General features: G+C 38.1%; 29 protein-coding genes. 17 read left to right on the forward strand and 12 right to left on the reverse strand.

Annotation, left to right across the window (positions count from 1 at the left end; translation table 11 throughout):
* Positions 1–3 precede the first annotated feature (3 nt).
* Positions 4–1,008, reverse strand: coding sequence for an MBL fold metallo-hydrolase (locus EHQ59_RS13630; RefSeq protein WP_208652395.1), 1,005 nt, complete (start codon positions 1,006–1,008; stop codon positions 4–6).
* A 78-nt stretch (positions 1,009–1,086) separates the two neighbouring features.
* Complete coding sequence (locus EHQ59_RS13635; protein ID WP_135620191.1) at positions 1,087–1,683, reverse strand: TetR/AcrR family transcriptional regulator; 597 nt, start codon at positions 1,681–1,683, stop codon at positions 1,087–1,089.
* A 249-nt stretch (positions 1,684–1,932) separates the two neighbouring features.
* Here EHQ59_RS13635 and fliG point away from each other — a divergent pair, with 249 nt between their 5' ends.
* Positions 1,933–2,946 carry a flagellar motor switch protein FliG gene (gene fliG, locus EHQ59_RS13640; RefSeq protein ID WP_004785217.1) on the forward strand — a complete coding sequence of 338 codons (1,014 nt, stop codon included), beginning with the start codon at positions 1,933–1,935 and terminating at the stop codon, positions 2,944–2,946.
* A gap of 29 nt (positions 2,947–2,975) precedes the next feature.
* Here the strand turns inward: fliG and EHQ59_RS13645 are convergent, their stop codons facing one another.
* Positions 2,976–3,464, reverse strand: a complete 489-nt coding sequence (locus tag EHQ59_RS13645) for a helix-turn-helix domain-containing protein (RefSeq protein WP_135620192.1) — start codon at positions 3,462–3,464, stop codon at positions 2,976–2,978.
* A 362-nt stretch (positions 3,465–3,826) separates the two neighbouring features.
* Here EHQ59_RS13645 and EHQ59_RS13650 point away from each other — a divergent pair, with 362 nt between their 5' ends.
* On the forward strand, positions 3,827–4,783 hold the full coding sequence (locus tag EHQ59_RS13650; protein ID WP_135620193.1) for a glycerophosphodiester phosphodiesterase: 957 nt from the start codon (positions 3,827–3,829) through the stop codon (positions 4,781–4,783).
* On the opposite strand, the gene EHQ59_RS13655 is transcribed toward EHQ59_RS13650, so the two are convergent.
* The 4 genes from EHQ59_RS13655 to EHQ59_RS13670 are packed head-to-tail and all read right to left on the reverse strand — an operon-like array spanning position 4,780 to position 9,536.
* A complete protein-coding gene (locus EHQ59_RS13655; RefSeq protein WP_135620194.1) occupies positions 4,780–5,124 on the reverse strand; it encodes a TRL domain-containing protein in 345 nt (114 codons plus the stop codon). The genes EHQ59_RS13650 and EHQ59_RS13655 overlap by 4 nt on opposite strands.
* On the reverse strand, positions 5,121–5,501 hold the full coding sequence (locus EHQ59_RS13660) for a TRL-like family protein (protein ID WP_135620195.1): 381 nt from the start codon (positions 5,499–5,501) through the stop codon (positions 5,121–5,123). The genes EHQ59_RS13655 and EHQ59_RS13660 overlap by 4 nt, the downstream gene beginning before the upstream one ends.
* A complete protein-coding gene (pepN, locus tag EHQ59_RS13665) occupies positions 5,456–8,098 on the reverse strand; it encodes an aminopeptidase N (protein WP_135620196.1) in 2,643 nt (880 codons plus the stop codon). Before pepN ends, EHQ59_RS13660 begins: the two co-directional genes overlap by 46 nt.
* Positions 8,099–8,111: 13 nt before the next feature.
* Positions 8,112–9,536, reverse strand: a complete 1,425-nt coding sequence (locus tag EHQ59_RS13670; protein ID WP_135620257.1) for a peptidoglycan recognition protein family protein — start codon at positions 9,534–9,536, stop codon at positions 8,112–8,114.
* Between EHQ59_RS13670 and EHQ59_RS13675 the strand changes: the two genes are divergently transcribed.
* Genes EHQ59_RS13675 through EHQ59_RS13685 form a run of 3 tightly spaced genes read left to right on the forward strand, consistent with a single transcriptional unit; the run spans position 9,478 to position 13,263 of the window.
* Positions 9,478–9,984 carry a hypothetical protein gene (locus EHQ59_RS13675; RefSeq protein ID WP_208652397.1) on the forward strand — a complete coding sequence of 169 codons (507 nt, stop codon included), beginning with the start codon at positions 9,478–9,480 and terminating at the stop codon, positions 9,982–9,984. The genes EHQ59_RS13670 and EHQ59_RS13675 overlap by 59 nt on opposite strands.
* Positions 9,985–9,994: 10 nt before the next feature.
* Complete coding sequence (locus EHQ59_RS13680) at positions 9,995–11,602, forward strand: GMC family oxidoreductase N-terminal domain-containing protein (RefSeq protein ID WP_135620198.1); 1,608 nt, start codon at positions 9,995–9,997, stop codon at positions 11,600–11,602.
* A 44-nt stretch (positions 11,603–11,646) separates the two neighbouring features.
* On the forward strand, positions 11,647–13,263 hold the full coding sequence (locus tag EHQ59_RS13685; RefSeq protein WP_135620199.1) for a tetratricopeptide repeat protein: 1,617 nt from the start codon (positions 11,647–11,649) through the stop codon (positions 13,261–13,263).
* A 9-nt stretch (positions 13,264–13,272) separates the two neighbouring features.
* Here EHQ59_RS13685 and EHQ59_RS13690 read toward each other — a convergent pair whose 3' ends face one another.
* From EHQ59_RS13690 to EHQ59_RS13705, 4 genes are read right to left on the reverse strand one after another with little or no spacing between them, the layout of a single operon-like run.
* Positions 13,273–13,980, reverse strand: a complete 708-nt coding sequence (locus EHQ59_RS13690; protein WP_135620200.1) for a type I 3-dehydroquinate dehydratase — start codon at positions 13,978–13,980, stop codon at positions 13,273–13,275.
* A gap of 3 nt (positions 13,981–13,983) precedes the next feature.
* Complete coding sequence (locus EHQ59_RS13695) at positions 13,984–14,958, reverse strand: KpsF/GutQ family sugar-phosphate isomerase (protein ID WP_135620201.1); 975 nt, start codon at positions 14,956–14,958, stop codon at positions 13,984–13,986.
* Positions 14,955–15,494 carry a UpxY family transcription antiterminator gene (locus EHQ59_RS13700; protein WP_135620202.1) on the reverse strand — a complete coding sequence of 180 codons (540 nt, stop codon included), beginning with the start codon at positions 15,492–15,494 and terminating at the stop codon, positions 14,955–14,957. Before EHQ59_RS13700 ends, EHQ59_RS13695 begins: the two co-directional genes overlap by 4 nt.
* Positions 15,481–15,978 (reverse strand): LIC_10042 family TonB-like protein, encoded by a 498-nt coding sequence (locus EHQ59_RS13705; RefSeq protein WP_244245542.1) that lies wholly within the window; start codon positions 15,976–15,978, stop codon positions 15,481–15,483. The genes EHQ59_RS13700 and EHQ59_RS13705 overlap by 14 nt, the downstream gene beginning before the upstream one ends.
* 59 nt (positions 15,979–16,037) lie before the next feature.
* Here EHQ59_RS13705 and aroC point away from each other — a divergent pair, with 59 nt between their 5' ends.
* From aroC to EHQ59_RS13765, 12 genes are all read left to right on the forward strand, one after another.
* Entirely contained in the window at positions 16,038–17,174 is a 1,137-nt protein-coding gene (gene aroC / locus EHQ59_RS13710; protein ID WP_135620204.1) for a chorismate synthase, read from the forward strand.
* A gap of 15 nt (positions 17,175–17,189) precedes the next feature.
* A complete protein-coding gene (locus EHQ59_RS13715) occupies positions 17,190–17,930 on the forward strand; it encodes a response regulator transcription factor (RefSeq protein ID WP_135620205.1) in 741 nt (246 codons plus the stop codon).
* 54 nt (positions 17,931–17,984) lie between these two features.
* A complete protein-coding gene (locus tag EHQ59_RS13720; protein WP_135620206.1) occupies positions 17,985–19,433 on the forward strand; it encodes an NADH-quinone oxidoreductase subunit G in 1,449 nt (482 codons plus the stop codon).
* Entirely contained in the window at positions 19,420–19,947 is a 528-nt protein-coding gene (locus tag EHQ59_RS13725; RefSeq protein WP_100725660.1) for a NuoI/complex I 23 kDa subunit family protein, read from the forward strand. The genes EHQ59_RS13720 and EHQ59_RS13725 overlap by 14 nt, the downstream gene beginning before the upstream one ends.
* 47 nt (positions 19,948–19,994) lie before the next feature.
* On the forward strand, positions 19,995–21,209 hold the full coding sequence (locus EHQ59_RS13730) for a hypothetical protein (protein WP_425270148.1): 1,215 nt from the start codon (positions 19,995–19,997) through the stop codon (positions 21,207–21,209).
* A gap of 71 nt (positions 21,210–21,280) precedes the next feature.
* Complete coding sequence (locus tag EHQ59_RS13735; RefSeq protein ID WP_100720297.1) at positions 21,281–22,495, forward strand: acetyl-CoA C-acetyltransferase; 1,215 nt, start codon at positions 21,281–21,283, stop codon at positions 22,493–22,495.
* Between the two features lie 317 nt (positions 22,496–22,812).
* Positions 22,813–23,013, forward strand: a complete 201-nt coding sequence (locus EHQ59_RS13740; protein ID WP_208652399.1) for a type II toxin-antitoxin system VapB family antitoxin — start codon at positions 22,813–22,815, stop codon at positions 23,011–23,013.
* Positions 23,010–23,399 carry a PIN domain-containing protein gene (locus EHQ59_RS13745; RefSeq protein WP_135620208.1) on the forward strand — a complete coding sequence of 130 codons (390 nt, stop codon included), beginning with the start codon at positions 23,010–23,012 and terminating at the stop codon, positions 23,397–23,399. Before EHQ59_RS13740 ends, EHQ59_RS13745 begins: the two co-directional genes overlap by 4 nt.
* Before the next feature lie 129 nt (positions 23,400–23,528).
* Positions 23,529–23,822, forward strand: coding sequence for a hypothetical protein (locus tag EHQ59_RS13750; RefSeq protein WP_135620209.1), 294 nt, complete (start codon positions 23,529–23,531; stop codon positions 23,820–23,822).
* A gap of 22 nt (positions 23,823–23,844) precedes the next feature.
* Entirely contained in the window at positions 23,845–24,132 is a 288-nt protein-coding gene (locus tag EHQ59_RS13755; protein ID WP_135620210.1) for a hypothetical protein, read from the forward strand.
* Between the two features lie 108 nt (positions 24,133–24,240).
* Positions 24,241–25,416, forward strand: a complete 1,176-nt coding sequence (locus EHQ59_RS13760; protein WP_135620211.1) for an SH3 domain-containing protein — start codon at positions 24,241–24,243, stop codon at positions 25,414–25,416.
* 67 nt (positions 25,417–25,483) lie between these two features.
* Entirely contained in the window at positions 25,484–25,858 is a 375-nt protein-coding gene (locus EHQ59_RS13765; protein ID WP_135620212.1) for a nuclear transport factor 2 family protein, read from the forward strand.
* A 43-nt stretch (positions 25,859–25,901) separates the two neighbouring features.
* Here EHQ59_RS13765 and EHQ59_RS13770 read toward each other — a convergent pair whose 3' ends face one another.
* Complete coding sequence (locus tag EHQ59_RS13770) at positions 25,902–26,303, reverse strand: winged helix-turn-helix transcriptional regulator (RefSeq protein ID WP_135620213.1); 402 nt, start codon at positions 26,301–26,303, stop codon at positions 25,902–25,904.
* Positions 26,304–26,343 lie beyond the last annotated feature (40 nt).

Consider the following 26,343-nt stretch of genomic DNA (forward strand, 5'->3'; position numbering starts at 1 on the left):
GGATTAAAAAATTAATTTTGGATAAAATCCATAAGGCTCTTGTGTATCGTGATCATGTGCAGGAATTACATGTAATTTAGGATTCTTTTGGAGGAGATGGTGCACTCGAGAAATTTCTTCTCCAAGAGACAAAACATCATAATCAACGATCCATCTCGCACCTCTTGGTTTGTGTTTGAGATCCAAAAATCCCTCTTTTCTCCAGACAATATCACCGGTTAAAAAATACACTTCTCCGTTTTCGGTATGCAAAAACAAACCCACGGAGGCTTCACTATGGCCTTTCATCGGAACGAACACGGCCGTTCCATCCCCAAACCAATCCAAACTCTTCGCATAAGTAGCGTAAGGTTTGTCAGAAAATTGAAGATGATTCCATTGGACATTTTCCCCATCATACTGAGAAGGAATATAACCTAACTCAATTTTTGCATGATTCAACTCGTCTTTCCCGCTATGGATTTTAGCATTGGGAAAATCTTTTAATCCACTCGCATGGTCCCAGTGTAAGTGAGAAAAAAATACATCTCGAATCGAATTGGGATCAACACCATTGTTTGTGAGTTGTGATTTGGCAGTTTCAATTAATTTATATTCCATCAAAACTTTTAAGTACAAGGGAAATACTTCAAACTGTTCTTTGACGTTGGTTCCAAGACCTGTATCAAATAAAAAATTACCTTTTGGGTGTTGGATGTAAAATGCAGAATGGTTGACTGTTACCAATTTCAAAACAGATCCACCTTCAATCACAAAGGCTTCTAAGGTTTTTGCTTCCCCCGTTTTGAGAATGGAAAACACCAAATTGGATTTTCCATTTGGTTTGGGAATGAGTTCTGGATTTTCCTTTGCATTAGCTGTTACAATCTCATTTTTATCTTCAACTTGTTTGGAGAGATCGAAACTTGGAATGGTTTCTCTAGGATAACCTAGAAAGTACATGGTAAAACTGATTGATACAGCTAATATAAGTAAGGTAATTCCTTTTTTTCCTGAGATAGATTTCATTTTAGAGTTTCCTTTTGTTCAATTTGTTTGTGAATACGATTGCAAATGTTGTCATTTTATTTCGAATTTAAATTTTTGTTATGACGACATTGTTTGATTCCATTTATGTCGGAGAAGAAGTTCGGCCGTTTTTTCTGCCATTCGTAAGGGCTCAGGTGACTTTTGTAATTTTGCAAGTAACAAGGCTCCTTCCCAAAGTGAGAGCAGAGAAAGGGAAACCTGTTTGGCGATGCGGTTGGAAAATCCATTTTGTACTAAATACGTTTCAAAGGTTTTTAACCATAAAGTATACACTTCATGACAAGCAAGAGAAACCCATTGGCTACTATTTGCGGTTTCCATAGCCGTGGTGGCAATGGGGCATCCTTTTTGGAACTGACTTGCCACAATCCTTTCTTCTAAGACATGAAACACTTGTTTGATGGCATGAATCGGTGATTCTGCTTTGCTGAAAACAGATTGGAAAAAACCATTCAGCTCTTCTCCCGAATGACGGATGGCAAAACTGGCAAGTTCCTCTTTTCCACCAGGAAAATGGAAATAGAGGGAACCTTTGGGTGTTTCCGTTTCTTTGCCTAGTTCCGTAAGCCCTGCTCTCTCATATCCTTCTCGTTCCAGAAGTTCTGCCATGGCCTCGATCATTTTCTGTTTGGTTTCTAAACCTTTTTTACCCACAAAACCATTTCATTCAAAAATAATAGACCGGTCAACATAAAAATAATGGGTACCGTTTCCGTTCCCAAGGCGGAAGATCCAAGTCGGGAATTTGATTCTATGGGAAGGCGAAAACAAGGAAAGTCAGGGAATCGTTTTTCATTATGAGTTTCTTTCTTTTCGATTTCTCCCATTTCTCTCTAGAATAAATCTCATTGTTTTTTTCAGAGTCCGCCGATAAACTAAGTAGTACGGATTTCGGGACGAAGTATGATCAATAAGAAGCCATCGCTCACAGGAAGACAAAAGGCCGCCATCTTTTTGGTTGCGGTTGGAAACGAAGTGGCCTCCGAAATCTTTAAACACCTTCGTGAAGACGAGATCGAACAAATCACGTTCGAAATTGCTCGTTTAGATAAAATCACTCCAGAAGACAAAGAGAAGGTGCTCGTTGAGTTCAATGAACTCATGATGGCACAAGAGTTTATCACCAATGGTGGTATTGACTTTGCACGGGGACTACTTGAAAAAGCTCTCGGGAACCAGAAAGCCATTGATATCATCAACCGACTCACTTCGTCTCTGCAAGTTAGGCCCTTTGACTTCATTCGTAGAACGGATCCGGCTCACCTTCTCAACTTTATCCAGGGGGAGCACCCTCAGACGATCGCACTCATTCTTTCTTATTTGGATCCGCAAAAAGCATCCAATATCTTGTCCAACCTTCCACACCAAATCCAAGCGGAAGTGGCCAAACGGATTGCAACCATGGACCGTGTGTCACCAGACGTACTTCGCGAGGTAGAACGCGTGTTAGAGCGTAAACTCTCTACACTTGCTTCCGAAGATTATACTTCTGCTGGGGGTATTGATTCTGTGGTGGAAATTTTGAACTTAGTAGACCGGGGAACAGAAAAGACCATCATCGAAGCCTTGGAAGAAGAAGACCCGGAACTTGCAGAAGAGATCAAAAAACGGATGTTCGTATTCGAAGATATCGTTCTTCTCGACGACCGCGCGATTCAAAAAGTGATGCGCGAAGTCGATAACACAGATTTGGCGAAAGCATTAAAGTCTGTGGATTCCGAAGTACAAGATAAAATCTTTAAAAACATGTCCAAACGTGCAGCAAACCTACTCCGAGAAGATATGGACTTTATGGGACCTGTTCGTTTGAAAGACGTAGAAGATGCGCAGCAAAAAATTGTAAACATCATCCGTAAACTGGAAGAAGCGGGCGAGATCGTTGTGGCACGTGCGGGAGAAGACGAACTTGTGGTTTAGTCCACAGGTTTCGATTTCTTTCCTTTCCCTTAGTTATTACGGTTACTGAATTTTCCCCATTTCGGTGGGAATTCGACTAGAGCATCTTTCGGACTGATTTCCCCTCGTTCCAATTTTTGGTTCAGGGTAATGAGTTTGTGTAAACTTCCCATGGAAAACGAAAGTTCCGTCACATCGAAATCATCCAATCTTACCTTCGCATTTCGGCAGAATAATTTTAGCTCGGAAAGGATCAAAGTCACCCTTGCATTGGCATAACGAGCCACAATTTCCTCAAATTCTTCCTCATTGAAAAACTCTCTCTCTAAATCGTAATCAAATTCGTGTCGAATCAGTTCGATGAGTGAGAGTCCTAGTTCTTTTGCGACCAAAACGACATAATCAAACTTGGATCGCATCCAATCTTCGGTTTCGAGTAACTCTATGGCCGAACGAGGAATATTCAATTTTTCTGATAATTGAATGCGTGTGAGATTCCTTCGTTCTCTATAATTTCTGAAATGATTTACTTTTTCCATGTGCTCCAAAAAAAAATTTAAAAAAACCGTTAATAACGTTCTGAAAAGGCTCCAAAAACGTTGGGAACGGTTTGGATCTATAAGATTCGCATGGATAAGGTTGACTTCGGTAGGAAAGTTTGCGTTACGCTGAAATTACGCTAAATTTCCTTTCTGGAGCCACCACCGATGTTACCGTAGGTGGTGTGCTCGTTTTTTCCATCCTTTTCTAATTGGGGGTGATCAAAAGCATTCAAAAAGGAACTAGTAAGTTCGTTCCTCCGCTTAGTGAATTTTCTACTTTTTTTAACAAAACAAAACTTTTTTCTTACTTGATGCAATAAAATCTCGGGATGGAATTTTGCCCAAGTAGGTATCTCTCCATGAATTTGAATCGTTCGAATCACAAACTGTATGTACTTGTCAGTTTGTTTGTATTGGCACTTGTTAACTGTGCAACTGTTGAAACCCCAAATCGTTTGCGTAAGGAAATCGACTTACAAGGTCATCGCGGAGCACGTGGTTTAAAACCAGAAAATACATGGCCTGCTTTCGAAGAAGCCATTCGCTATAAAATGGTGACTTTGGAATTGGATACTGTTTTAACGAAAGACAAACGAATTGTCATTCATCATGATTCTGATACAAACCCAGTCATTTGTCAAAATGTGGATGGATCTCCCATTCAAAAAAAATCTTTGTATGATTTGACTCTTGCCGAATTACAAGCATTAGATTGTGGATCAAAACAAAACCCAAGTTTTCCCAAACAAATTCCCGTTCCTGGAACCAAACTTTTGTCCTTAGAGGAATTTTTTGAATTGGTTCAGAAACACGAAAAAAAATCCAAAGAAGTTTATGAATTCAATATTGAAACCAAATTTCCGGATGATGGATCTGCTCCAGATAGTTTAGTTAAAGAACATACAGAAAAACTAATCCAAATCATCGAAAATTACAAGGTTGTAGATCGTACGACGATCCAATCCTTTGATTTAAGAACTCTCACTGTTTCCAAACAAAAAAATTCTAAAATCAAAACGAGTGCTCTCTTTGTCCCAACTTATTTCCAAGGATTTTTAATGACCATTGGATTTGGAAATGGGTATCGTGAATCCATTCTGACAAATGCAAAAGAGAAACAAGCGGATATCATTTCCCCATATTTTTTATATGTGACACCTAAGTTTGTGAAAACATCACATGACAAAGGTATGATGGTAATTCCATGGACAGTGAACTCGGAAAAAGAAATGAATCGTTTGATTTCTTGTGGAGTGGATGGGATCATTTCTGATTATCCAGATATGTTAGACAAAGTGGTTCGTAAAAAAAACTAAATCCCCCAAACAATCGTACATAAAGTAGAATAGAGAGAGAGGTAGTTACTTGCCTCTTTTTCAATTCGAAATACTTCTTGGATGTTTCCATCACTTGCCGCAGCCGTTATACTTGCATCTCCTGTTACATAAAAAAAACCAATTCGTTTGAGGCAGGATTTGCCTTGTTTCAAAGTTTGTTTGGGAAGTGGTCTTTCGGAAACCGCAAGTGTGTAAGACGCATACAAAAAACCCGTTGGTCCAAGTCCTTGTGGTTGGCCTAAATTAGCACAAGAAATTGTGAATCCAAGAAGGAGAAAGACAAAGCAACAAAAGAGTTTCTTATGCAAAAGTTCTTTCATTCGTTTCCTGAGATCTCAACGCAGAGATTTGCATACAATCCGAGTACGGCAAAGGTGGTCCAATTGGTTTCTGTTACGGTTTGGATTTTGGATCGGGATTTTAAAAAAGCAAAAGAGGCATCTCCAAAGGAGATAATTCCTAAGAGGGAATGAACACAGGAAGTCACTCGTCGTTTTGATGGCTCACCTGTCCCATACACTCCTATTTTTGTTTTGGTCCATAAGAATCCCCGTGGTCCAAACCCGGGGCTTGCACAACTCACAAAGAAGAAATGAATCAAAATCAAAAATAGAAAATGGAAAATCGTTTTGCGAACCAAATCTCTTTCCTTTACATTTCTACTAAACTTTTGTGTTTCTGCTTCATTTGGATACATTTCCCTTCTAAATCAATTTGTTTGAAGAGAGTTTTTTTCACAGCCGCAGGAAGTTTGGGATGGTTTCCTGTGAATTTTTTTAAAATGAGGAGAGTTTCATCGGTACAAAAATCTGGTGCCATACTTTTGGCAAAGGCATCTAAGTAGTTTTCATCATCCGTATGTTGGAACTGGTCCAAAGCATCAAAGTACAAATCCAAAAATTGAAGTTGGATGTCCTTTTGGTATTCAGGAAACAAAGAGTAGGAAACCACTCGTAACGTAGAAGTAGAATAGGAACTCGATTTTGGATTTAATAAAATCTGAATCCATTTTTCTTTTACCTTAGCATTCGGTTCTGCTGCTTCTGCCGCCAAACTTGCGTTCACACCTCGACTGGAAGGATCAAGTTTTTTTTCTCGCTCGATGATGGATTGAATTTTACTTCTATCCTTTTCCAAAGAACTAAGTTTTGTGATGATGTTCCAACGTAAGTCTTGGTCTACTTTGAAACCAGGAAACGTGAGTTTGTTTTCTAAAATTTCATACAAACGTTTTTGGTTTGTTTCTGTATAAGAGGAATCGACAAGAGATAATAACAAATACCTTTGTTCGTCTGAACCAGCTTTTGCCTTTGTCAATTCTTCTAATAGAAATGTTTGAAGTGATTCAATACCTTCGTTTCGTTTGTTTTCAGGAAACCAAAACCGACTGGTGAAATAAGAAGAACCAGAATCACTTGCCAACCTGGATAAAATCCATCGTTTGATTTTTGTATCGGATTCTGTTTTGTACAAACGAAAGGCACTCTCTTTGAATTCATCAAAGGTGAGATTGGCAAGTGTGACTTGTCTAAAGTAGTCTGTCCATAAAATCAATTTTCGCATTGGATCTTTGTCATGTTCCAATACATATTCTAAATCTTTTTGATTGGTATTTGTCCATTTCCAAATGGCAAAGTCATGGTCTTCTGCATTGACCAAAATAAAATTTGGACAAGTAGATAGAGGGATAATGGCTTCACTGGATCGACCTGAGTATACTACGGGGAACTCTTCGAATCGTAAGGATTGATTTGTTAAATCAAAATAATAAAGTCCCAAATTGGTTTTATGGTCTCGGAATTTATTTTCAGGACCTTGTGCGGATTGGACAATTTTTCCATACAAATGATTGTCAGCACAAATTGTCGTGAGTTCAATTTGATTGGTTCCTTTTGTTTCTAACCAATCCTTTGACCACTTTTTCATGGAGAACCCACTGACAAATTCGAGTTCTTTTAAGAAATCGGAAAGAGTCGAATTGGAATAGGAGTACTTTCTTAAATAGTTTTGAACCCCTTTTTGAAAACTTTCTTCCCCAATGAAAAACACCAATTGTTTCAATACTGAAGCACCTTTTCCATAGGTGATCCCATCAAATTGAGTGAAGGCTTCTTCTGTATCATTTACCTTGGCTTCGACAGGATGGTTTGTGCTAAAACTATCTTCTTCGTAAGCCCATTGTTTCATTTTTTCAAAAAAACTAATCCATGTTTCTTGGAATTCGGAATTTTTGGCTTGGGCTAAACTTGCCATGTACGTCGCAAAACTTTCGTTTAACCAAAGCCCATTCCACCATTTCATAGTGACAAGGTTTCCAAACCACATATGAGCCATTTCATGTAAAATGACATCCGATAAATTTTCTCTTTGAGAACGAGTCATGATCGAACGAGACACAAATCGTTCCGAAAAGGTAACGGCTGCTACATTTTCCATTGCCCCAAAATTAAATTCAGGTACAATGATTTGGTCGTATTTTTCGAAAGGATAAGGGATACCAAAATAAGAATTAAAAAAAGCAAATCCATCTTTGGTAAATAAAAACCAATCTTTGGGATCCACGTACTTGGATAGTGACTTACGAACAAAAAGGCGAAGGGGAATGGATTCAAACTTGTCTTCCCAAACTTGGTACGGGCCTGCGTGTAAAGAAAACACATATGTTGAGATTTTTTTGGACTCTGGAAAGTCATGTGATAACTCATTTGGATTTTCAGTTTGATTCACAGCAGTGGGAAGGGTTGAGGAGATCACTTTCCAATTTTTGGGAGCGCGCACTTGGAGTTGGAATGTTGCTTTAAGATCCGGTTGATCAAAACAAGGAAACATTTTGTTTGCATGGAAAGCTTCGAATTGGGAGTAGACGTAGGTTTCTTTGTCGTCTGGGTCTACAAATTTATGAAGTCCATTCCCTGTTTTGGCATAGGGAGTTTCAAAACTGATGGAAACTGTGTTGTTTCCTATCATCAAACGATTGGAAGGTAGTAATACTTGTCCATTTTGGTATTCAAAGTCATTTAATGGTTCTTCATTAAAAACGATGGATTTGATGGAACCTTGGAAATAATCCAATCGTAAATCTCTGATTTTTTTTCCCACAAATTGTATGTCCACTTTTCCGACAAAACTTTCGTTAGTTGTTAAGTGAACATCTAATTTGTATTTTATATTTTCAATGGTTTCATAACGGGATTCAGCTTCTTGTAATGTAAGATGATAATTGGGTTTGGTAAACCGACAGCTGACAAAGGATAATAAAATTCCTAAGATAAATATGGTTTGAGTTTGTTTCATAAAATCTCCCGGTTTATGGTTGAAAATTGCGGTATAAAATGGCCCAGTCCATGGTCCTTCGATTTTTCCATTCTGGTTCAGGAAAGTATTTTCCACCAATCGAATTTAAAATGAGTTCCATATATTCTTCCCCAGGATCAAAGTCCTTTGCATTCAGAAAGATGGAACCACCCCATTTTTTTTTGGCTTGGGTATGACTAAAGACCCCACTTAAGTCTTCCAACTTTTCATTGGATAAGGGGATTTTGTATTTGGTTGTGAGTTCTAAAACTAGATCTTTGACCTTCTGAATTTGTTCTGGTTGTTTCAATAATTCTTCAGTGTCTTTGGCAACAATTTCAATTTGGATACAATTGTCATTGGTACCAGTCGCAGCAGCGGCGCGGTCTTCAATCACATCCACAAGTTGGTATGCCTTTCCATTCGAATCAATCATGATGGAAGCAGTCAGATTCCTTGCTTCTAAAGTTCGTAGAGAGCGAAAGTAATCGGAGATTGCCGTATAATGTAGAACCACACAACTGGGTTTGATTTTCCCACGAAACGTGTACTTCACACGATATTCTTCTGGTGTGAATCCTTTGTCTGTTTTTTCCAAATGAGAAAAAATCAGTTTTTCTGCTTTGGTAATCCCTCGGCCATTGGTGGGATGAAAGGAATCTTTGAGTAAATCTTTGTTTTCTTTTTTTAAGACCCAACCGGTCACAAACCTGTCTTTCCAATCCTCTTCTTCATAAAACTTGCCACCAATTTCTTTTAGAATTTGATTGAGTGCCAACTCACTTCCACAAGGGGAAAAATCAACAAATCCACCAAACCTACGTTTGGCTTGGTTATGAGTGAAAATTCCTTTTTTGGAGATGATGTCATAATTGGTTTTGGGAATGTACAACTCTTCTGCTAAGGTATCGATCGTGTTTTGTAATACTTCTTTTTGTTTTTTCTGGTTATACAGAGTTTCTTGAGTGCCTTCATAAACGATATGGATTGCTTCGGTATCGATTCCTGGAGCGGCCGTCCATTCCTGAGTTAAAAACTTGGGATCACCATAAATGGTTCCGTTGGCATCTATATAAACATGGAACAAAAATTGGTTTTCCACCGACAAACGAAAGAAGTCTAGGAACTTACGTTTGCCCGAGTTGTGTACGATGATGGCCGAGATGGCATTGGGATCTCTAGGTTTTGCCAATTTCTGCCAAGATTGTTGTTTGATCCCTTCCACTTCCGTGAAGGGAACTAAATTTGGAATTTGGATGGTTGCGAAGTTTGGTGTTCTATGAAAAAAACTACTACATCCTGTCGAAATAAGGAAAATGAGTGATATTTTTACAAGATTCTGACACAATGGGTTCAAATCTAACCGAAGGAAATGAGATTTGGAGCCGTATACACCATTCCTACTTTCACGAAATCGTTTCTTAAAATTTTCTCTCAAATGTTTTGCCTTAACTGCTGTATCCATACAGGGAGTGAATTGTGGTCCAGGAGTGAACACTCCCAGTTTACGGGGAATTTCTCCAGAACAATACCATAGTTTTCGCAGTTTGCAAGAAGTCTTCTTACAGGACAACCCCATTCCCAATTTTGATTTAGGTCTTGCATTAGATAATTATGTATATGGACATCCATATCCAATCGAAACAGAAAGCGTTATACAGCTGTTAGCGAGTGTTCCTTCTTCGATTTTAGCGGCAATTGCACTTGATTTTTCTTTTACACCAATTGTCAAACTTCCTCTTGAAGAACGAATCAAACGTTTGCAAGAATGGAAACATTCCTCCCTTGGACTCAAACGAGGTGTGTATGTTATCCTAAGACAAATTTCATTTTTCCTTCTCAGTTCCGACAAAGAGTACCAAAAATTTGTCGGTTACATCCAATAAGGCGGACCACATGGGAATTCCTACATTTAACGAAAAAATCATTACTCCAAAAAAACACGCAGAGACAATCAAAACCCATCAAATCCAAAATGGAAAATGGGAACTGACGGCTGATGTAGTCATCATCGGTTCCGGAGCTGGTGGTGCTGTAGCGGCAAGAGAACTTGCTTCCAATGGTTGGAAGGTTGTGCTCATTGAAGAAGGGAGTTATTTTACACCTGCGCAATTTAGTTCTGATGAATTTTTATCACAAGCAAGACTATATCGTGATGCTGGGTTTATTGTCACCGAAGAACAAACGTTATCGATTTTACAAGGAAAGTCGATTGGTGGATCCACTACCGTCAATTGGCAAACATCTCTGTATCCTCCAGATTATGTAACGAATGAATGGAATGAACGATTTGGTTGGCAAGGGTATTCCAGAGAAGAAATGGATGCTTATGTGACGGAAGTGCATGAAAGGCTTGGTGTTCACGAAGTTCCAGATAACTTAATCAATGCGAACAATAATGTGTTACGAGTGGGTGGGAAAAAACTAGGTTTAACTCCACAAGTCTTACGAAATAATAACCGAGGTTGTATTGGTCTTGGTCGCTGTGGACTTGGATGTCCCATCAATGCTAAACAATCTACATTCCTCACTTGGATCCCCGATGCAATTGAAGCTGGGGCAACCGTTGTTTCCAATATGCGAGCTGTAAAAATCCGCGATGGAAAACTCAAAACAGTCATTGCCGAATTCACACCAGATGCTTATGAGAAAGCGCCAGATGTGATCATCGAAACTATGGAGATCAAAGCTCCCGTTGTCATTGTGAGTGCTGGTGCCATCGAAGGACCTGCTCTTTTGCAAAGGAGTGGGATCGGAAATGGTTGGGTCGGAAGAAATTTAAAAGTTCATCCTACTTCTACCATTTTTGGTAAATTTGATTCGGAAATCAAAATGTTCCAAGGCCCACCACAATCCATTGTGATCAAAGATGGTCATAATCAAAATGGTACTGGCTACGGGTATTGGTTAGAAGCGGCACCTTACCGACCAACCCTTGCTTCTTCTTTGGTTCCGTTTTACGGCAAACAACAGTTTGATGTGATGAAAGATTTCACTAAATACAATGCAGGGATAGTTCTTGTTCGAGATGGTGCCGATGGAGAAGCAAATGCAAGTGTGAAGTACAGCCTTGGTCGAAGGAAGGTGTATTTTGAGCTCACTCCGACGGATGGATTGAACATGTTAAAAGGTTTAAAAGCATTAGCAGAAGTCACAGTCGCTGCTGGTGCCAAAGAATTGATTTTTCCATTCACTCGTTTTACAGAACCATACAAAGTCACAGGTAATGATAACTTTGATTGGATCTTAAAAGAGAGTACAAAACCTGGTGACTTATCTGTTGGATCCGCACACCCACATGGATCGATCCAATCGGCAAATGATCCAGAGAAGGGTGCAGTTGATTTAAATTTGGAAATTTATGGTCATAAAAACATATTTGTCATGGATGCCTCAGTTTACCCTACAGGACTTTCGGTGAACCCACAAATAACGACGATGAGTATCGTTCTCAGAGCTTCGCGAAATTTGGCTTCGCAAAAAGAAGAAAGAACGAAGATCTAACTTTTTTCCAAAAATCCCTTTCATTCCCATGGGTTCCAACTAGTTTGGAATCCGTGCGGAAATATCTTTCCTTTCTATTCATTTTTGTCCTCTTTCAAACTACAGTCTTCGCAATCGACAGCGATGCTATGAAAGAAGGAAAAAAAGCTTTTTCCAAAAAAGCATATGGCGAAGCCATTAAAAAATTTACCAAACACGCCGACTCACACCCGCAAGACGGGGAAGCTTATATGTATTTGGGATATATCTATGAATACAAAAAAGATTATCCGAAATCCATTCAAAATTTTCGAAGAGCAGCCGATTTGGATTTGGATAAAGACCAAAGAAAAACTGTTCTTTTGAAATTAGCGTTATTTTTTAATTACCACCAAGATTGGAATTTATCTGCAACCTACTCAGCTCGTTATTTGAAGTATGATCCGAAAAACGAAGAAGTCCAAAAAATTTATAACCGAGCAGTTGGAAATAAAGGGAACCCTTCTTCCAACACTCCAACATATACTCAAACTACAAAAGTAGAACCAAAACAGGATACCAAACAATCCGACTCGAAACAAACGGATTCCAAAAAAGACCCAAACAAAAAAGCGGATGATCCTGTAGAAGATAAGGAAACCACGAAACCAAGTGAGTCTTACGAACAAATTTTGGCCAACCAACCGAATTTAGAAGATGTTCGTTGGGATTATGTATTGGCTCTGTTTGAAGAAAAAAAATACGATAAAGCCGAATCCAATTTAAATCTTCTCATTGAAAAAAATCCAACACGATCACGTTATCATTATAAAATGGGAATCATTAAACTAAGGTTAGATGATCCAAAGTCGGCGATCGAATCATTTGAAAAAGCTAAAAAAAATCCATTTTCAAAAGATACAAATGTGTTTTTATATTATGTTTACTTAAATGAAGGGATTGCGTATCAAAAATTAGCCGAGATCGATAAGGCCGAATTTTCCTTTTTGGAAGCTTTCAAACAAGTGCAAAAAGACACACCACTACTTGCACTCGCAAGGCTTTACGAACAAAAATCAGATTGGGAAAAATGCATTCAATCTTCTGACAAAGCACTTACCTTTAATCCAAACCAAATCGAATCCCATATGTTCCGATTTATTTGTTTATTTGAGGCGGGAAACAAAACCAAAAAATTTGAAACCAGTTTTTCCAAATATTCCGAATTCATTAAAACTAAATTCCCTGATCCAACTCAAACTCCTGAAAAATTCCAAGTTGGGTTTTTGAAATTGGCAAGAAAACATACGGAAAACAATGCTTTTGATTTGTCTGAAACCTACTTTTCCGTTTTAGAAAAAGACCAAACCATCTCCAATGGAAGAGAGTATCTTTTCTATCGAGGAAGAAACTATTTTTACGGTGGGAAAATTGATTTAGCAATTCCATTCTTACAAAAAACAACTGGCTCTTCGGCAGCACATTACCTCCTAGCGCGTTGTTATGCGAAGAAAAATGATATAACTAAAACCAAGGAACAGTTTCAGTTAGCAGCAGATTTGAAACCTGAATATTGGACATCCACCAGTTTAGAAAAAGATTTTAAGGAAGTTTGGAAAGATAATTCCTTTCGCGAGTTTTTGAATACAAAAGGTGGGAAAGTGACAAATCCAAATCCGATTCCTGCTCCACCCACGCAATAACTTGATCCATTAATCTTCTTTTGCAGACTGAGGGCTTTTGAATAGATCCGCACGAAGTTTTTTAAACGTATCCACAGAAATTTGACCAGGTGCTTTTGGTTCACCGAGAGTCATATAGGTGAAAGAAGAATTAAATTTATCTCCAAACACTCTGGAAATGATTCCCAGTTCTCCCATACAAATACCAATCATGGTGTGAGTTTTTGATAAGAGTTTGATATCATTTAAAAAATCGGCCGTTTCCTCAATGTTTTCTGGAGTAATGGCGAATTTATAAATCGGATTTTTCTTTTTCACGGGTTTGGATTTTGCGATGAACTGGTTCATCTCATTGGCCAAAATTGATTTTTTAAAAGAATGATAAGAGTAAATGATTCGATAATTTAAATTTTCAAAGTTTTTAAAAATTGTATCCTCTCTGTTCAGTTCAATATCCAAATAATTGGCATTGTCATTAAAATCTTTGATGATACCTTCCACATCTTCTGGGAAAAGTTTTACATACGAACGAACACTGCTATCTTCTGCCCTTCGGTAGGTAAATAACACTGGTAAACCAAGTGCTTTGATCTTTTTTTTCATCTCTTTTTGGATGTAATTTCTAGAAAATAAATCCAACCGAACTTCGATTACATCTACGTCTTTTACGTCTTTTTTTTGTAAATGGCGAAGTTCATCTTCTCCAACGGAAGCTACTATCTTATAGGAATCTGGCATAAATTATAATCCTTTTTGTAATAAATCGTGGAGGGAAATCATCCCAACAAAAACCCCATTTTCATCCACAACGGGAGCAACAGAAATCGGTCTTTCTCGTCCTTCCATTTTGATGAGAACATCATAAGCTTTTTCATTGGGTAAAAAACTATTGGGCTTTGGATTCATCATCTCTTTTGCGGTAACATTTGGAGATAATGTATGTTTGGTGAGATATTTACGAATATCAAAATCAGTAATGAGCCCAACAAGTTTAGATTGGGAATCTATAACACCTGTGGCGCCAATTCCTTTCTCTGTGATTTCTTTTAAAATCAACTCTAAGTTCGCGTTTAAGGGAATGGAGGCATTTCTTTCCCCTTTTCGCATAACGTCTGATAAATACAATGAAAGTCGTTTTCCCAATCGACCAGCTGGATGGTACAAAGCAAAATCATCCGCCTTAAATTCTTTTAATTCCATGAGGGCAACGGCAATCGCGTCACCGAGAACAAGGGCGATTGTAGTACTGGAAGTCGGAGCAAGGTCCAAAGGACAGGCTTCTTTTAAAACGGGTGTGAGGATCACGACGTCGGAAAGTTCGGCTAATTTCGATTTGGCGTTAGCAGTGATTCCTACGATTTTTGCTCCAATTTTACGAAGAGTTGGTAAAATATAATTGAGTTCTTCCGATTCCCCACTTTTTCCAATGGCAAGAACAACATCATCTGGTCCAACGATACCTGAATCACCATGAGATGCATCTGTAGGGTGTAAAAAATAAGCAGATGTTCCTGTAGAAGATAAGGTATGTGAGATCTTTTTGGCAATATCACCTGATTTGCCAACACCAGTAACTATCACTTTCCCTTTTGATTTTAAAATCAGTTCAACACAATCTTTAACGGAAGGATCCAAATTCTCGCGAAAATGAACCAATGATGAAATTTCATCATCTAGTGCTTGTTTGACGATACCAAGAGTATCTTTTTCCTTCATTGTAATAATTCCTCCCAAGCTAAATGATCCATATTGATCTCATAAGAAAAAATCGTTTCCACACCTGGAATTCGACAGACCACAAGAGTTTTGTTTTTCACTTTTAAAATTTCCATGGTTTTGCCAGCAAAAGAACCATCGACGATGCGAACCAATTTTCCTTTTTGGAATAATAGTTCTGGGTTCATTTTGAGGGATTCCGCATACTTTTTTAAGCCTTCTTCCAAAACATCTAAATCATTTTGTTCCACGATTGCAGGTTGCCCTTTATGGAAAACAAAATGTAAGGATCCTGGCAGTTGGAGGACTTTATTTTTGTCCCTCCAAAATACAATTCGCACAAAGAGATACGAAGGAAGGATGGGAACATGAATCCATTTAAAACGATCCGTCCATTTTTTACGTTCCTTTCGAATGGGTAAGTAATTTTCGATATTGTATTTTCGAAGAAGTTCGCTGAGTTTTTTTTCCGTGCGCGGTTTCGTATAAACGATATACCAAGCACTTTCTTCAATTTCTGGATTAGTCTCGGACATCTAAACGGAACCTAATGGGTAGTACAAATTCTTTGCCTTTGGAATACGAAAATTGCCATTCAGCGAGTTGGCGACGTACCTGTTGATCAAAAACCGCATACCTACATGCGGTGACCACTGCAATTTTTTCCAAAGAACCATCTTCTTTTACGGAGAGACGGTAAACACAATCATCCTCTAATTTTTGTTCGAGAGCCAAACTGGGGTAACTGAGACAATTTTGAAAATCGGAGATTTCGTCTTTTGTGGTTTTTGTTCCCTCACTGGGAGAATTGGTTTGGGAAAGAGATTCCTTTTTGTCACCGAGCCCAGTCGAAAGTAATAACTGGAAGGAAGAAACACTACTCCCATCTCGTAAAGAGATTGGATTCGGGTCTATGTCGCTTTGGTAGGATTTGGCAAAAAATGCCAAAAGGACCAAAAGATGAAGTCCCATACTAAGGGTGATTGCCTTATATTTGGGTCCATCAAAGAGAGAGTGCATTCCAAGTTCATGAAAAACTTTATTGGAGAGAATGCAATCTCCATTTTCATTGTCCGTATATGCCATCAAGTTGGGGAAAAATTTTTCGAGTATCGACCTATGGAGAGTCCCACGGAACATCCGTTGGAGTTGTTGTGGATGGAGTGCCAGCAGGCCTTCCGTTTCCCGAAGAAGAAATCCAAAAGGATTTAACACGACGTAGACCTGGTCAAAACGATCTCACAACTCCAAGAGACGAAAAGGACCGAATGGTCGTCGAGTCTGGAGTCTTCGAGGGTAAAACCACTGGAAGCCCCATTCTCATGAAGGTGAATAACCAAAATACCATCGGCAGTGATTATGATGAGATGGCACATGTGTTTCGCCCATCACATGCCGATTATACTTACTCAGAAAAATATGGACATAGAGCACACGTGGGTGGTGGAAGATCATCGGTACGTGAAACCATTGGTCGCGTTGCGGCGGCAGGTCTTGCCCGTGTGATTTTAGAAAATGAATTGGGAATCTCAACCGTTGGGTTTGTGGATTCCATTGGTCCGATTGATTCTTTGATTTCCGAAGATGAATACCCAATTTCAAGAGACGTAGTTGATCAGTTTCCCACACGTTGTCCGAAACCATCTGCCAATGACGAGATGGAAACTCTCATCCGTAAACTCCGGGATGAAGGAGACTCTGTTGGGGGAGTGGTTAAAGTTGTGGTTCGCAATTTACCTCCAGGACTTGGAGATCCCGTATACGATAAGTTAGATGCTGATTTAGCAAAAGCAATTTTATCGATTTCTGCTTGTAAAGGTTTTGAAGTAGGATCTGGATTTTCTGGTACTCGCCAAACAGGCAGTACACACAATGATGAATTTTACATCGAAGAAGGAACTGGCAAAGTCAAAACAAGAACCAATCGTTCTGGTGGAATCCAAGGTGGGATTTCCAACGGGATGGATCTTGTGATTCGCGCTGCGTTTAAGCCAACCTCTACCATAAAAAAAGAACAAAAAACGATTAACGATCAAAACAAAGAAACCATTCTCAAAGCAAAAGGTCGTCACGATCCATGTGTACTTCCAAGAGCAGTTCCGATTGTAGAAGCTGTCGTCAATTTAGTGTTAGTTGATGCGTATTTGTATCAAAGAGCCTTACAACCAAAATGGTTTATGAAGTATGCGAATTTAAACGCCATTCCCAACCAATAAAGGAAATTGAATTTAATGAATCGCCCCAAAGTTTATAAAATTTTACTCTTAGAAGATGATGAGAGTAGTGCCAAACTTTTATTACATACTTTAGAGAGATATAACTTTGATGTGACTCATGTTGCAGACGGTATGGCTGGACTTACGAAAGTCAGAAACAACAGTTATGATTTGGTGATCAGTGATGTGAATATGCCTTATTTGGATGGAATCAGTTTTCTCGAAAAAGGGAAAGAGATGTTGAAGCTGACTCCCGTCATCATGTTAACTGCTGTTGGGGAAAAAGACCAAGTGAAACGTGCTGCCTACAGCCATGTGACAGCTTATTTATTAAAACCCATTGCCAACCAAGCTCTTCTTGAAAAAATTGCACAGGTTTTACAACTCAAACCAGAAAACATCATCGATAAAAAGGAATTTCCACTCCAAGTGAATGTGACGGAACTTTCCATTTCCCAGATGCAACTCGACATCAAAGGTTGCCCAGGGAAAAAATCCGTCGAAGAAATCTATGATCGATTTATGTTGACTCTCGCTGGCCGGGGGAGTTTTACCAATTTGAGAATCAATCTCGATAACCCTTTCTTTTACGAAGTGAAGGCCTTACAGATTTTAGATGAATTGATCGCCAAAATTCTAAAACAGACCAATATCCGTGCCAGTTCCCTGTTTGTGGATTCTGAATTTTTTAGTAATCATGTTGTGGACTTACAACCATACGCGTATCTTTCCGAGGTAAATATAATTTCCAAATGAAGGTTTGACAAAATCAAAAGACCTAAGTCTAATCAAACCTAGGGGGTCTGTTCTTTGGTTAAGATAAAGATAGACGGAGTCGAATACGAAGTCGACGAAAAGAAAAACCTCATTGATGCAACAAAAGAAGTAGGAGTCGAAATTCCTTACTTCTGTTACCACCCAGCTCTGAGCATTGTCGGAATGTGCCGCATGTGTCTCATTGAGATTGAAGGGGTGCCGCGTTTACAAGCCGCATGTAATACTCCTGTAAAAGAGGGAATGGGTATCATTACCAAATCCGATCGTGTGAAAGAAGCACGAGCAGGAACCATGGAATTCCTTCTCGCCAATCACCCGTTAGATTGTCCTGTCTGTGATAAAGCAGGCGAATGCCGTTTGCAAGACAATGCATTTGGTTCTGGATCTGGCCATTCTCGTTTTGAATTTGAAAAACGAAATATCCCACAAGAAGAAATTGGAACGAACTTAATCATCAATCACAATCGTTGTATCGTTTGTTATCGTTGTGTTCGTTTTGAAGAAGAAAAAGTTGGGGAATCTAACTTAGGTCTTTTTGAAAGAGGGAATCATTCCATCATTGGTCTAGCAAAATCAGAACCAATTAATCACAACTACCAAGGTGCCCTTGCAGACATTTGTCCTGTAGGAGCCCTTCTCAATAACAAAACATTATTTAAGTCACGCGTTTGGTGGTACAAATCACACAAATCCGTTTGCCATGGTTGTTCCACCGGTTGTAATGTAACAACGAATGTACGAGACAATAAAATGTATCGTTACATGGTGAGAGAAAACTATGATGAGGGAATGTTTTTCCTCTGTGATAAAGGTCGCTTTGACATTGATTGGATGAACGAAAATCGTTTGTTCAGTTATATGGAAAATGGAAAAAATTCTACTTCACAAGTGGTGGTTTCCAAAATCATCGATCGATTGAAAGAAGCCAAATCCATTGCCGTTCTCGGTGGTGCTCACGAATCCAACGAAACTTTGGCAACACTCAAACAAAATCTAAATTCCCTCTCGCAAGCATTAGGTGGTAAATCCATCCAATGGGAAACTCGTGTGACGGATGCACAAAATAAAGAAACCGAACAAGTAGACTTTTTACTCACAAAAGACAACCACCCGAATACAAAAGGAGCAATAGACTTAGGTCTTACAACTCCTTCTGGAATTACAGGAATTGTTTCTGCAGTCAAACAAGGTTCGGTGGACTTAGTGATCCTGATCAAAGAATCCATTCCAGATGGAATTGATCCAAACAAAGTCATATGTTTTGATACGAATTTGACTGATGCGGCAAAGAACGCGAGTTTGGCGGCACCAATTCAGATTTTCTGTGAGACTGAGGGAAGTTTTACCAACAAAAACGGACTCAAACAAAACTTTGAAAAGTCAATGAATCCTATTCAAGGTTTATTAACGTCTGCTGGTGTTGTGGAGCTCATTCTCAATACCATGACAAAAAAAATGGAGGCATCCGTTGGGAACCGTTAATGTCGTCAACGTAGCCAAAAAACACCAGTTTTCTTGGTATGAGAAATTTTACTTTTGGTCCATAGGCAAAGGCCTTTGGATCACTCTTAAACATTTTGTAAAGGTGGCTTTGTTTAATAAACAAGTCACAATTGAATACCCTGACAAAAAACGTCAGTATTCCACAAGGTTCCGTGGCATGCACTCCATGAAACGAGATGAACAAGGGCGGGAACGTTGTACGGCTTGTTTTTGTTGTATGTGGATTTGTCCTGCCAATGCCATTCACATCGAAGCTTCGGAAGTGCCAGCAGAACGCCAACACCTTCACCCTGAAGACAAATATGCCAAAAAATTTGAAATCAATTTACTTCGATGCATCTTTTGTGGTTTATGCGAAGAAGCATGTCCGAAAGGTGCCATTTATTTGGATGGAACGGGTGAGATGGCGGCCGATAACCGAGAAGATTTGTTTTTAACCAAAGAAAGAATGATGGAAAAAACAGGTGGTCCCATCCTCGGCCAAAGGAATTAAGATTTCACTCTATCTACGAAACAAAAACCCGGACTTGTATGTTCGTAATACATCCGGGTATTTACTCTAATCATTTCATTCCAGTATTTGTGTTTTCTAAATTTTTCTCATATACATCGAACTTAGAAGCAGAAGAACGCATTCATTTAAAAGAACTTTGGGCCATTACAGATTCAGATCGATTGCATTGGTCGTTTCGAAGCCAAGTGAGCAGAAGGACATTCGTTTCGAATGCTTTTAAGTTTTCTTTTACTTTGAGGTATTGGATCTATCTGAATATCTTCCTTTTCCAATTTGGAATGGGTTTTGGACTAATCTCTCCATTGGTTGCAGAAACCACCATCATTGAAAACGAAGAAGATGAGAAACGGGTTTTAGAAAACCATGCATTTGAAAAATTACGTTTTGGTCTTGCCAATCATATCCACTATTACAAAGTCAAAAAAACAAAAAATACTGTCGTCGAACAAAGGTCAGGTCGCAAACGATTGTATGACCATAATTTGATATTACGATCTATGTTTCGAAATCGAATTTTGCACCACAAGTATGGTTCCATTGGACGACTATTAGATGGTGCTAGTTTTATCGATTTTGGAAGTGCCATCTTGTATGAAGAAGGTGCCGTTACGGTGCGAGATTTGTACGAAGACCAGTTTCTCTCTCGTTACATCCGTAAAATTGTCGCCACCGATATCAATGACCCCGAATACGATCACACTCGTTACATTGAAATTCATTTAACAGAACGAGATCCTTTTCCTTTTGCCTTCAATGAAATCCCTTATCGTTTGGATGACCCTTCCTACATTCGCATTTTGACGAAACTTTACACACCGAACGAATTTTCGCCTGTGATCTTTCGGAGCACCAATTCTGGACCTGATTTGTTTTATACTGTCGAGGAGATGAAGGAACATTTTCGCTCGGTTTTGGATGCCAATCCTCACCGGACCATTTTGTATTTCTTCAATCGTTACATTTTCTTCCGAACTCCCTGTGAATCCAAATTCCAACTCATTGGAACCATCGATGAAAAGGTCGGTGTGAACCATAGTTTTAGTGCCTGGCGCTATGTGGACTGGAACAAACGGGAATTTGCGGAGGCAATCGAACCCAATTTTCGGTACATTCGGATCGCCGACGAACGGACAGAAAGCAAGGCGGACCGGTTTGATGCGATGATTTCCGGTTATTCTTGCCAATTCCAGGCGAAAATGAAGTACTACCGTCACAAATTCACTAAAACTATGACGAAATGATGATTTTTTTACTTTTCTTGTGAGGCGAACTCTGTACGTTTTTCCTAGAACACCCAGAGAGAGGTAAACCCATGGGGAATTCCTATATTATTGATGCTGTCCGAACTCCGAGAGGAAAGGGCAAAAAACGTGGGACACTTGCATCCGTCCATCCACAAGAATTAGCTGCTGCCACATTAAAAGCCATCCAAACCCGAACAGGAATCGATCCAAAAACGGTAGAAGAAGTTGTAATGGGTTGTGTATCCCAAGTTGCTGACCAAGCTGCATGTATCGCGCGTTATGCGGTTATGGCGGCTCATTGGCCAAAAGATGTTCCTGGTTATACAGTAAACCGTTTTTGCGGATCTGGATTACAAGCACTTAACAACGTAGCAAACCATGTTGCTTCCGGAGCAATGGAAATTGGCGTTGGTGGTGGAGTTGAATCCATGAGCCGTGTGAAAATGGGTGATGATATGCTCGGCCGTGATTTTAACGTAGGTAACGATAAAATTGCAGCACACTACAATCTTGTTCCTCAAGGAATCTCTGCTGACTTAATTGCAACAAAGTATGATATTTCTCGTGAAGAAGCAGATCGTTTTGCAGAATCTTCACAACAAAAAGCACATGCAGCAATTCAAAATGGTTACTTCAAAAAATCTGTGATCCCAATTACATTGGATGATGGAACGGTTGTGACTGAAGAAGAGAACCCACGATTGGAATCCGATTATGCATTCCTTTCTGGACTTGGCCCAGTGTTTAAAACGATTGGGGAAAAAGAACTCGATGCAATAGCACTTCGTTCTTATCCAGAAATCAAAAAAATCAATCACATCCATACACTTGGTAACTCATCTGGAATCGTGGATGGTGCTGCTGCGATTTTAGTAACCAATGATGATGGATTAAAAAAATACGGTTTAAAACCACGTGCAAAAATCCTTGCGACTGTTGCTACTGGGGAAGATCCAACCATCATGTTAACTGGTCCAGTTTCTGCTTCACAAAAAGCATTAAAACAAGCTGGCCTTAGTGTAAAAGACATTGACCTTTGGGAAATCAACGAAGCTTTCGCATCTGTTGTGTTATACGTAAAGAAAACACTCGGAATTGATGAATCCAAAATCAACGTAAACGGTGGTGCAATTGCTCTAGGACACCCACTCGGAGCAACAGGTGCAATCCTTACAGGAACTGTACTTGACGAGTTGGAAAGAAGAGACCTTCGTTACGGACTCATCACTCTATGTATCGGTGGTGGTATGGGTATTGCGACGATCATCGAACGATTGAAGTAAAACCAAATTCTCTAAAAAAATCAGGTTTAGGCTCCAATTTCATTGGGGTTTAAACATGATTCTAGTTTCCCTCTTTAAAATCAATTCTTACAACAGAACAAACAATACATTCCATTTCAATTAATCGACTTAAAATGTTTTAAGGGTGGTGTTATCTGTAATACGGAAATGGTGAGCGAATTTGGATGTTAAGCGTAATGACCTAAATATATGCCTCAGGACATGGGTAACACCAAGATAAAGGAAAAATATTCCTTAAATTTTACGATTAAGTCTGAAAAACGGGACTTGACTTATGCATACAAAACAGTAAAATTATGCATAAAATGAGAACAACGATAGATATACCAGAAGAATTAGTTTTAGAAGCGATGAAACTTACACACATCAAAACTAAAACAGATGTAATCAAAGAAGGTTTGAATACATTAATTAGAAAAGAAAAGTTGAAAAATCTAAAAAATTTCAAAGGAACAATCGATCTTGAGATAAACCTTAATGATTTAAGAAAAAGATGAATCAGGTTTTATTAGATTCTTCCGTTTGGATCGAATATTTTAGAGATTATAATTCTAAAGTCTCTTATGAGGTTGATAAACTGATCGATATTGGAAACATTTTTACAAATGATTTAATTTTGACTGAGATAATTCCATATCTAAAGATCAAAAAACAAAATCAATTAATTCAAATTCTCGGCTCTATTGAATGTTTTGAAATGAATATAGATTGGAAGCAAATTATCGAATTTCAGACAACAAACCTTAAAAATGGAATCAATAAAATTGGTATTCCAGATTTACTGATTCTTCAAAATATAATTCAAAATCATTGCTCCCTATTCACTTTAGATAAACATTTCAAATTAATGAGTAAAGTCCATAAGTTTGATCTTTATAATTAGGTCACTACGTATAACAGCAACTATCGGCCATTATGTGAGATATTCACCTTGGCTCGAACTTCGCAATATAGGCTTCTGGCTCTACCCTTGCTAACGGAAGCTACATAAAAATAATAGCAAATCGTAATCATGGAACATAAAATAAACAATTTGCTAATTGTATTCTTTCCTCTAGTTTTAAATTCAGAAAAAATAGTTTATGGTGAGAATTCCATAGGCTCAAATGAAATGATTCTGCAATTGGAAAATTCCAATGCTTTCTATTTTCTAAGTGGTGAAGGAGATGGCTGTGATGGTTTTACTGCAAGTTTCTCAAATACAGAAAATTTTTATTATTTCTATCATGTTGTTTCGAATTGTAAAAACAAAAAATTGAAAGATTTCAAATGTATTACTAAAGTAGATGAAGATTCGATCAAATGAGTATGTGTTTAATTTTTATACAATGTTAAGAAATAAAAAAATCATTTCCCTAATCTTTATATTTCTTACACTCCTATTTTTTTCTCTTATCGGATTCTATTCAGATAGAGAATGGGGAGGAGTTTATATTTTCGTTAAACATCGACCAATGTTTAAATTGTTTTTTGCATCTCCTATCGGAGAAGCAGATCCAACTGATATACCGGGGAAGGAAGGTTATTTATCTTCAGAAGGTAAAGAAGAAGAAAATCTTTTTATCGAATTCGTAGAAGAAAATAAAGGTTACGAACGTAGTTTTAGATTATTTTAATAGGGTTTCCACAATACATAACGACACACAAACGGTTTTGATTTCGCAAATGAATGCTAAATAAATCGATTGATTGAATTTTGAAATCAATGCTATCATGCGTTATCCATGAGATCAAAGATTTATTCAATCATCCTATGTTTTCTAATTGTTTGTTCAGATAAAAAAGGGGAAACCGAGCAAGGTCCCATCCATCGTTTTGTTTCCCAAATTCCAGCTACCGAAGTTTACGATTCCATTGCCTTAAAAAAAAGCACTTTGACACTTCCTTGGAAAACGAAAGTGACGATCAAACAAACGATTCAAAACAATGAATCGATTCATGTGATCCAATTTTCATATGAGGGAAAAGAGTATTACGGAAAGGATTCTGATTTTTCTTCTATGGAACCAGAATTGTTTATGAGAGTGAATGTAAATTCCAGACTTCGTCTTCGCGAAAAACCGAACAAAGATGCAATTGTCTTGGAAAAAATTCCCAATGGTTACGTATCAAGAGTTTTAGCAATCGATCCTAAACTGGTTACCATCGATGCAATCAAAGGGTATTGGTTTCAAATTAGTTATAATGGATTGAATGGTTGGATATTTTCAGGATATACGATCACATCTCGAAGTGAAGTAAACTTAAGTTGGGCTGATTCCTTACATTTAGAACCTGAAGAACTATATAGCAATCTTTCAGATTTAAAAAATGAATTAAATGATTATGATGTTAAAGAAAGGAAATTGATCAATGGATATGACCTAATTCTTGCACGACGGAAAAATCAAACCGAAATGGAAGAATGCATTGAAGGCGAAAAACTCTTCATATACAATCAAAAGGAAGATTTTCTATATAAATCTGAGGAATATTCTACTTCCATCCAACTGGAAGACTATCCATTTAAAAATGCGATCGTTGTGAGAGAAGAACACTGTGGGTGTTGTTGTCCGAGCGCAAGTGACAGTGTTATCTATTTAGGTAAGGTTCCTAAAAAAATGAAAACATTTTTGAATGATAGTTCAATGAGTTGTTCCTTTATGTATGGTGAGACTTCATTCCGATATGAAATTACAAATAAATACACTGATAACCAAGAGAATTTAAAGTATGTAAGAACTCCGGATTGTTACGAATTTTTTAATACTTCCAGTGATCTTGATATGGACTCAGAAGTTACCATCATTCCACCCAAAATATCCAGTGAGTTTTTTGTTTATAGTAAGTATGGAAAAACATTGGAAGTGGAAGTGTATAAAAATGAAGGAATTCCAAAAAAATTTAAAACTCTTTGGTAAAATTCTAATTCTCAATTAAAGTAAAAGCCGTCTAACCGATATCAAATGAAGATGGTAACTAATGGGAATGGAACACAAGATAGAAAAAATAGATATTGAAAAATTAGAAAGTCGATTGATAGAAGCAATTCAATCGAGTGACCTTTCATTTTTACAAACTGTTCTCCATGATGATTTAAAATTCGTTGCACCTAATGGGTTGGTTGTAACAAAACAAATGGATTTGGAATCACACCGTAACAAATCCATGGTCGTAGAATCCATTGAATCAACCATTGAGGATATACAATTGATTGCTGATACAGCAATCGTTGTGGTGGTATATGATACAAAAGGAGTGATGTTAGGAAATCCCATTGAGGGAAGGTTTCGATATTTACGAATTTGGAAGCGAATCGATGGTCATTTTAAAATCATAGCTGGTAGTTCGACAAAAATCTAATAATAAATTCTAAAGAGTAGAAAACTAAAGAAGTAGAAACAAATTAACTTGCCATTTGTTTTTTTAGCTTTTTTATCATCGTGGTAATGTATTCTTCTTTATTTTTCTTTGCTTCTTTGATTTGAGTTTTGATTTCAGTTGGAATCTCCATATATTTTTCTGCCCATAATTGGATTTCAATCAGGATCGGTAAAAGTTCGATTGCTTTGTTTGTTAGTTTGTACAAAACCTTTGCTTTGCTTGTCGGATGATCAAGTTTTTCGATGAGTTCATGTTCTTCCAAATTTTGAAGTCTTGCTGTTAAGATATTTGTGGCAATGCCTTCAGCCGATTTTGCAAAATCACCAAACGTAGATTTATGAAAGAACATCATATCTCTGATAATCAATAGTGACCATTTGTCACCAAAAATGTCAAGAGAAGAGCTAAGAGGGCAATTCAACATTTTGCTTACAAATTATTTGTAAAATCTATCATAAAGAAGA

The sequence above is a fragment of the Leptospira kemamanensis genome (assembly GCF_004769665.1).
GTDB classification, from domain to species: domain Bacteria; phylum Spirochaetota; class Leptospiria; order Leptospirales; family Leptospiraceae; genus Leptospira_A; species Leptospira_A kemamanensis.

Excerpts from the sequence above, each read along its gene's own strand:
- EHQ59_RS13650 (WP_135620193.1), top strand. The coding sequence starts at position 3,827 with ATGAATTTGAATCGTTCGAATCACAAACTGTATGTACTTGTCAGTTTG.
- EHQ59_RS13740 (WP_208652399.1), top strand. The coding sequence starts at position 22,813 with ATGCATAAAATGAGAACAACGATAGATATACCAGAAGAATTAGTTTTA.
- EHQ59_RS13705 (WP_244245542.1), bottom strand. The coding sequence starts at position 15,978 with ATGCACTCTCTCTTTGATGGACCCAAATATAAGGCAATCACCCTTAGT.
- EHQ59_RS13655 (WP_135620194.1), bottom strand. The coding sequence starts at position 5,124 with ATGAAAGAACTTTTGCATAAGAAACTCTTTTGTTGCTTTGTCTTTCTC.
- fliG (WP_004785217.1), top strand. The coding sequence starts at position 1,933 with ATGATCAATAAGAAGCCATCGCTCACAGGAAGACAAAAGGCCGCCATC.
- EHQ59_RS13755 (WP_135620210.1), top strand. The coding sequence starts at position 23,845 with ATGTTAAGAAATAAAAAAATCATTTCCCTAATCTTTATATTTCTTACA.
- EHQ59_RS13735 (WP_100720297.1), top strand. The coding sequence starts at position 21,281 with ATGGGGAATTCCTATATTATTGATGCTGTCCGAACTCCGAGAGGAAAG.
- EHQ59_RS13645 (WP_135620192.1), bottom strand. The coding sequence starts at position 3,464 with ATGGAAAAAGTAAATCATTTCAGAAATTATAGAGAACGAAGGAATCTC.
- aroC (WP_135620204.1), top strand. The coding sequence starts at position 16,038 with ATGCCATCAAGTTGGGGAAAAATTTTTCGAGTATCGACCTATGGAGAG.
- EHQ59_RS13770 (WP_135620213.1), bottom strand. The coding sequence starts at position 26,303 with ATGTTGAATTGCCCTCTTAGCTCTTCTCTTGACATTTTTGGTGACAAA.
- EHQ59_RS13750 (WP_135620209.1), top strand. The coding sequence starts at position 23,529 with ATGGAACATAAAATAAACAATTTGCTAATTGTATTCTTTCCTCTAGTT.
- EHQ59_RS13680 (WP_135620198.1), top strand. The coding sequence starts at position 9,995 with ATGGGAATTCCTACATTTAACGAAAAAATCATTACTCCAAAAAAACAC.
- EHQ59_RS13630 (WP_208652395.1), bottom strand. The coding sequence starts at position 1,008 with ATGAAATCTATCTCAGGAAAAAAAGGAATTACCTTACTTATATTAGCT.
- pepN (WP_135620196.1), bottom strand. The coding sequence starts at position 8,098 with ATGAAACAAACTCAAACCATATTTATCTTAGGAATTTTATTATCCTTT.
- EHQ59_RS13745 (WP_135620208.1), top strand. The coding sequence starts at position 23,010 with ATGAATCAGGTTTTATTAGATTCTTCCGTTTGGATCGAATATTTTAGA.
- EHQ59_RS13760 (WP_135620211.1), top strand. The coding sequence starts at position 24,241 with ATGAGATCAAAGATTTATTCAATCATCCTATGTTTTCTAATTGTTTGT.
- EHQ59_RS13690 (WP_135620200.1), bottom strand. The coding sequence starts at position 13,980 with ATGCCAGATTCCTATAAGATAGTAGCTTCCGTTGGAGAAGATGAACTT.
- EHQ59_RS13700 (WP_135620202.1), bottom strand. The coding sequence starts at position 15,494 with ATGTCCGAGACTAATCCAGAAATTGAAGAAAGTGCTTGGTATATCGTT.
- EHQ59_RS13695 (WP_135620201.1), bottom strand. The coding sequence starts at position 14,958 with ATGAAGGAAAAAGATACTCTTGGTATCGTCAAACAAGCACTAGATGAT.
- EHQ59_RS13660 (WP_135620195.1), bottom strand. The coding sequence starts at position 5,501 with ATGTATCCAAATGAAGCAGAAACACAAAAGTTTAGTAGAAATGTAAAG.
- EHQ59_RS13765 (WP_135620212.1), top strand. The coding sequence starts at position 25,484 with ATGGAACACAAGATAGAAAAAATAGATATTGAAAAATTAGAAAGTCGA.
- EHQ59_RS13715 (WP_135620205.1), top strand. The coding sequence starts at position 17,190 with ATGAATCGCCCCAAAGTTTATAAAATTTTACTCTTAGAAGATGATGAG.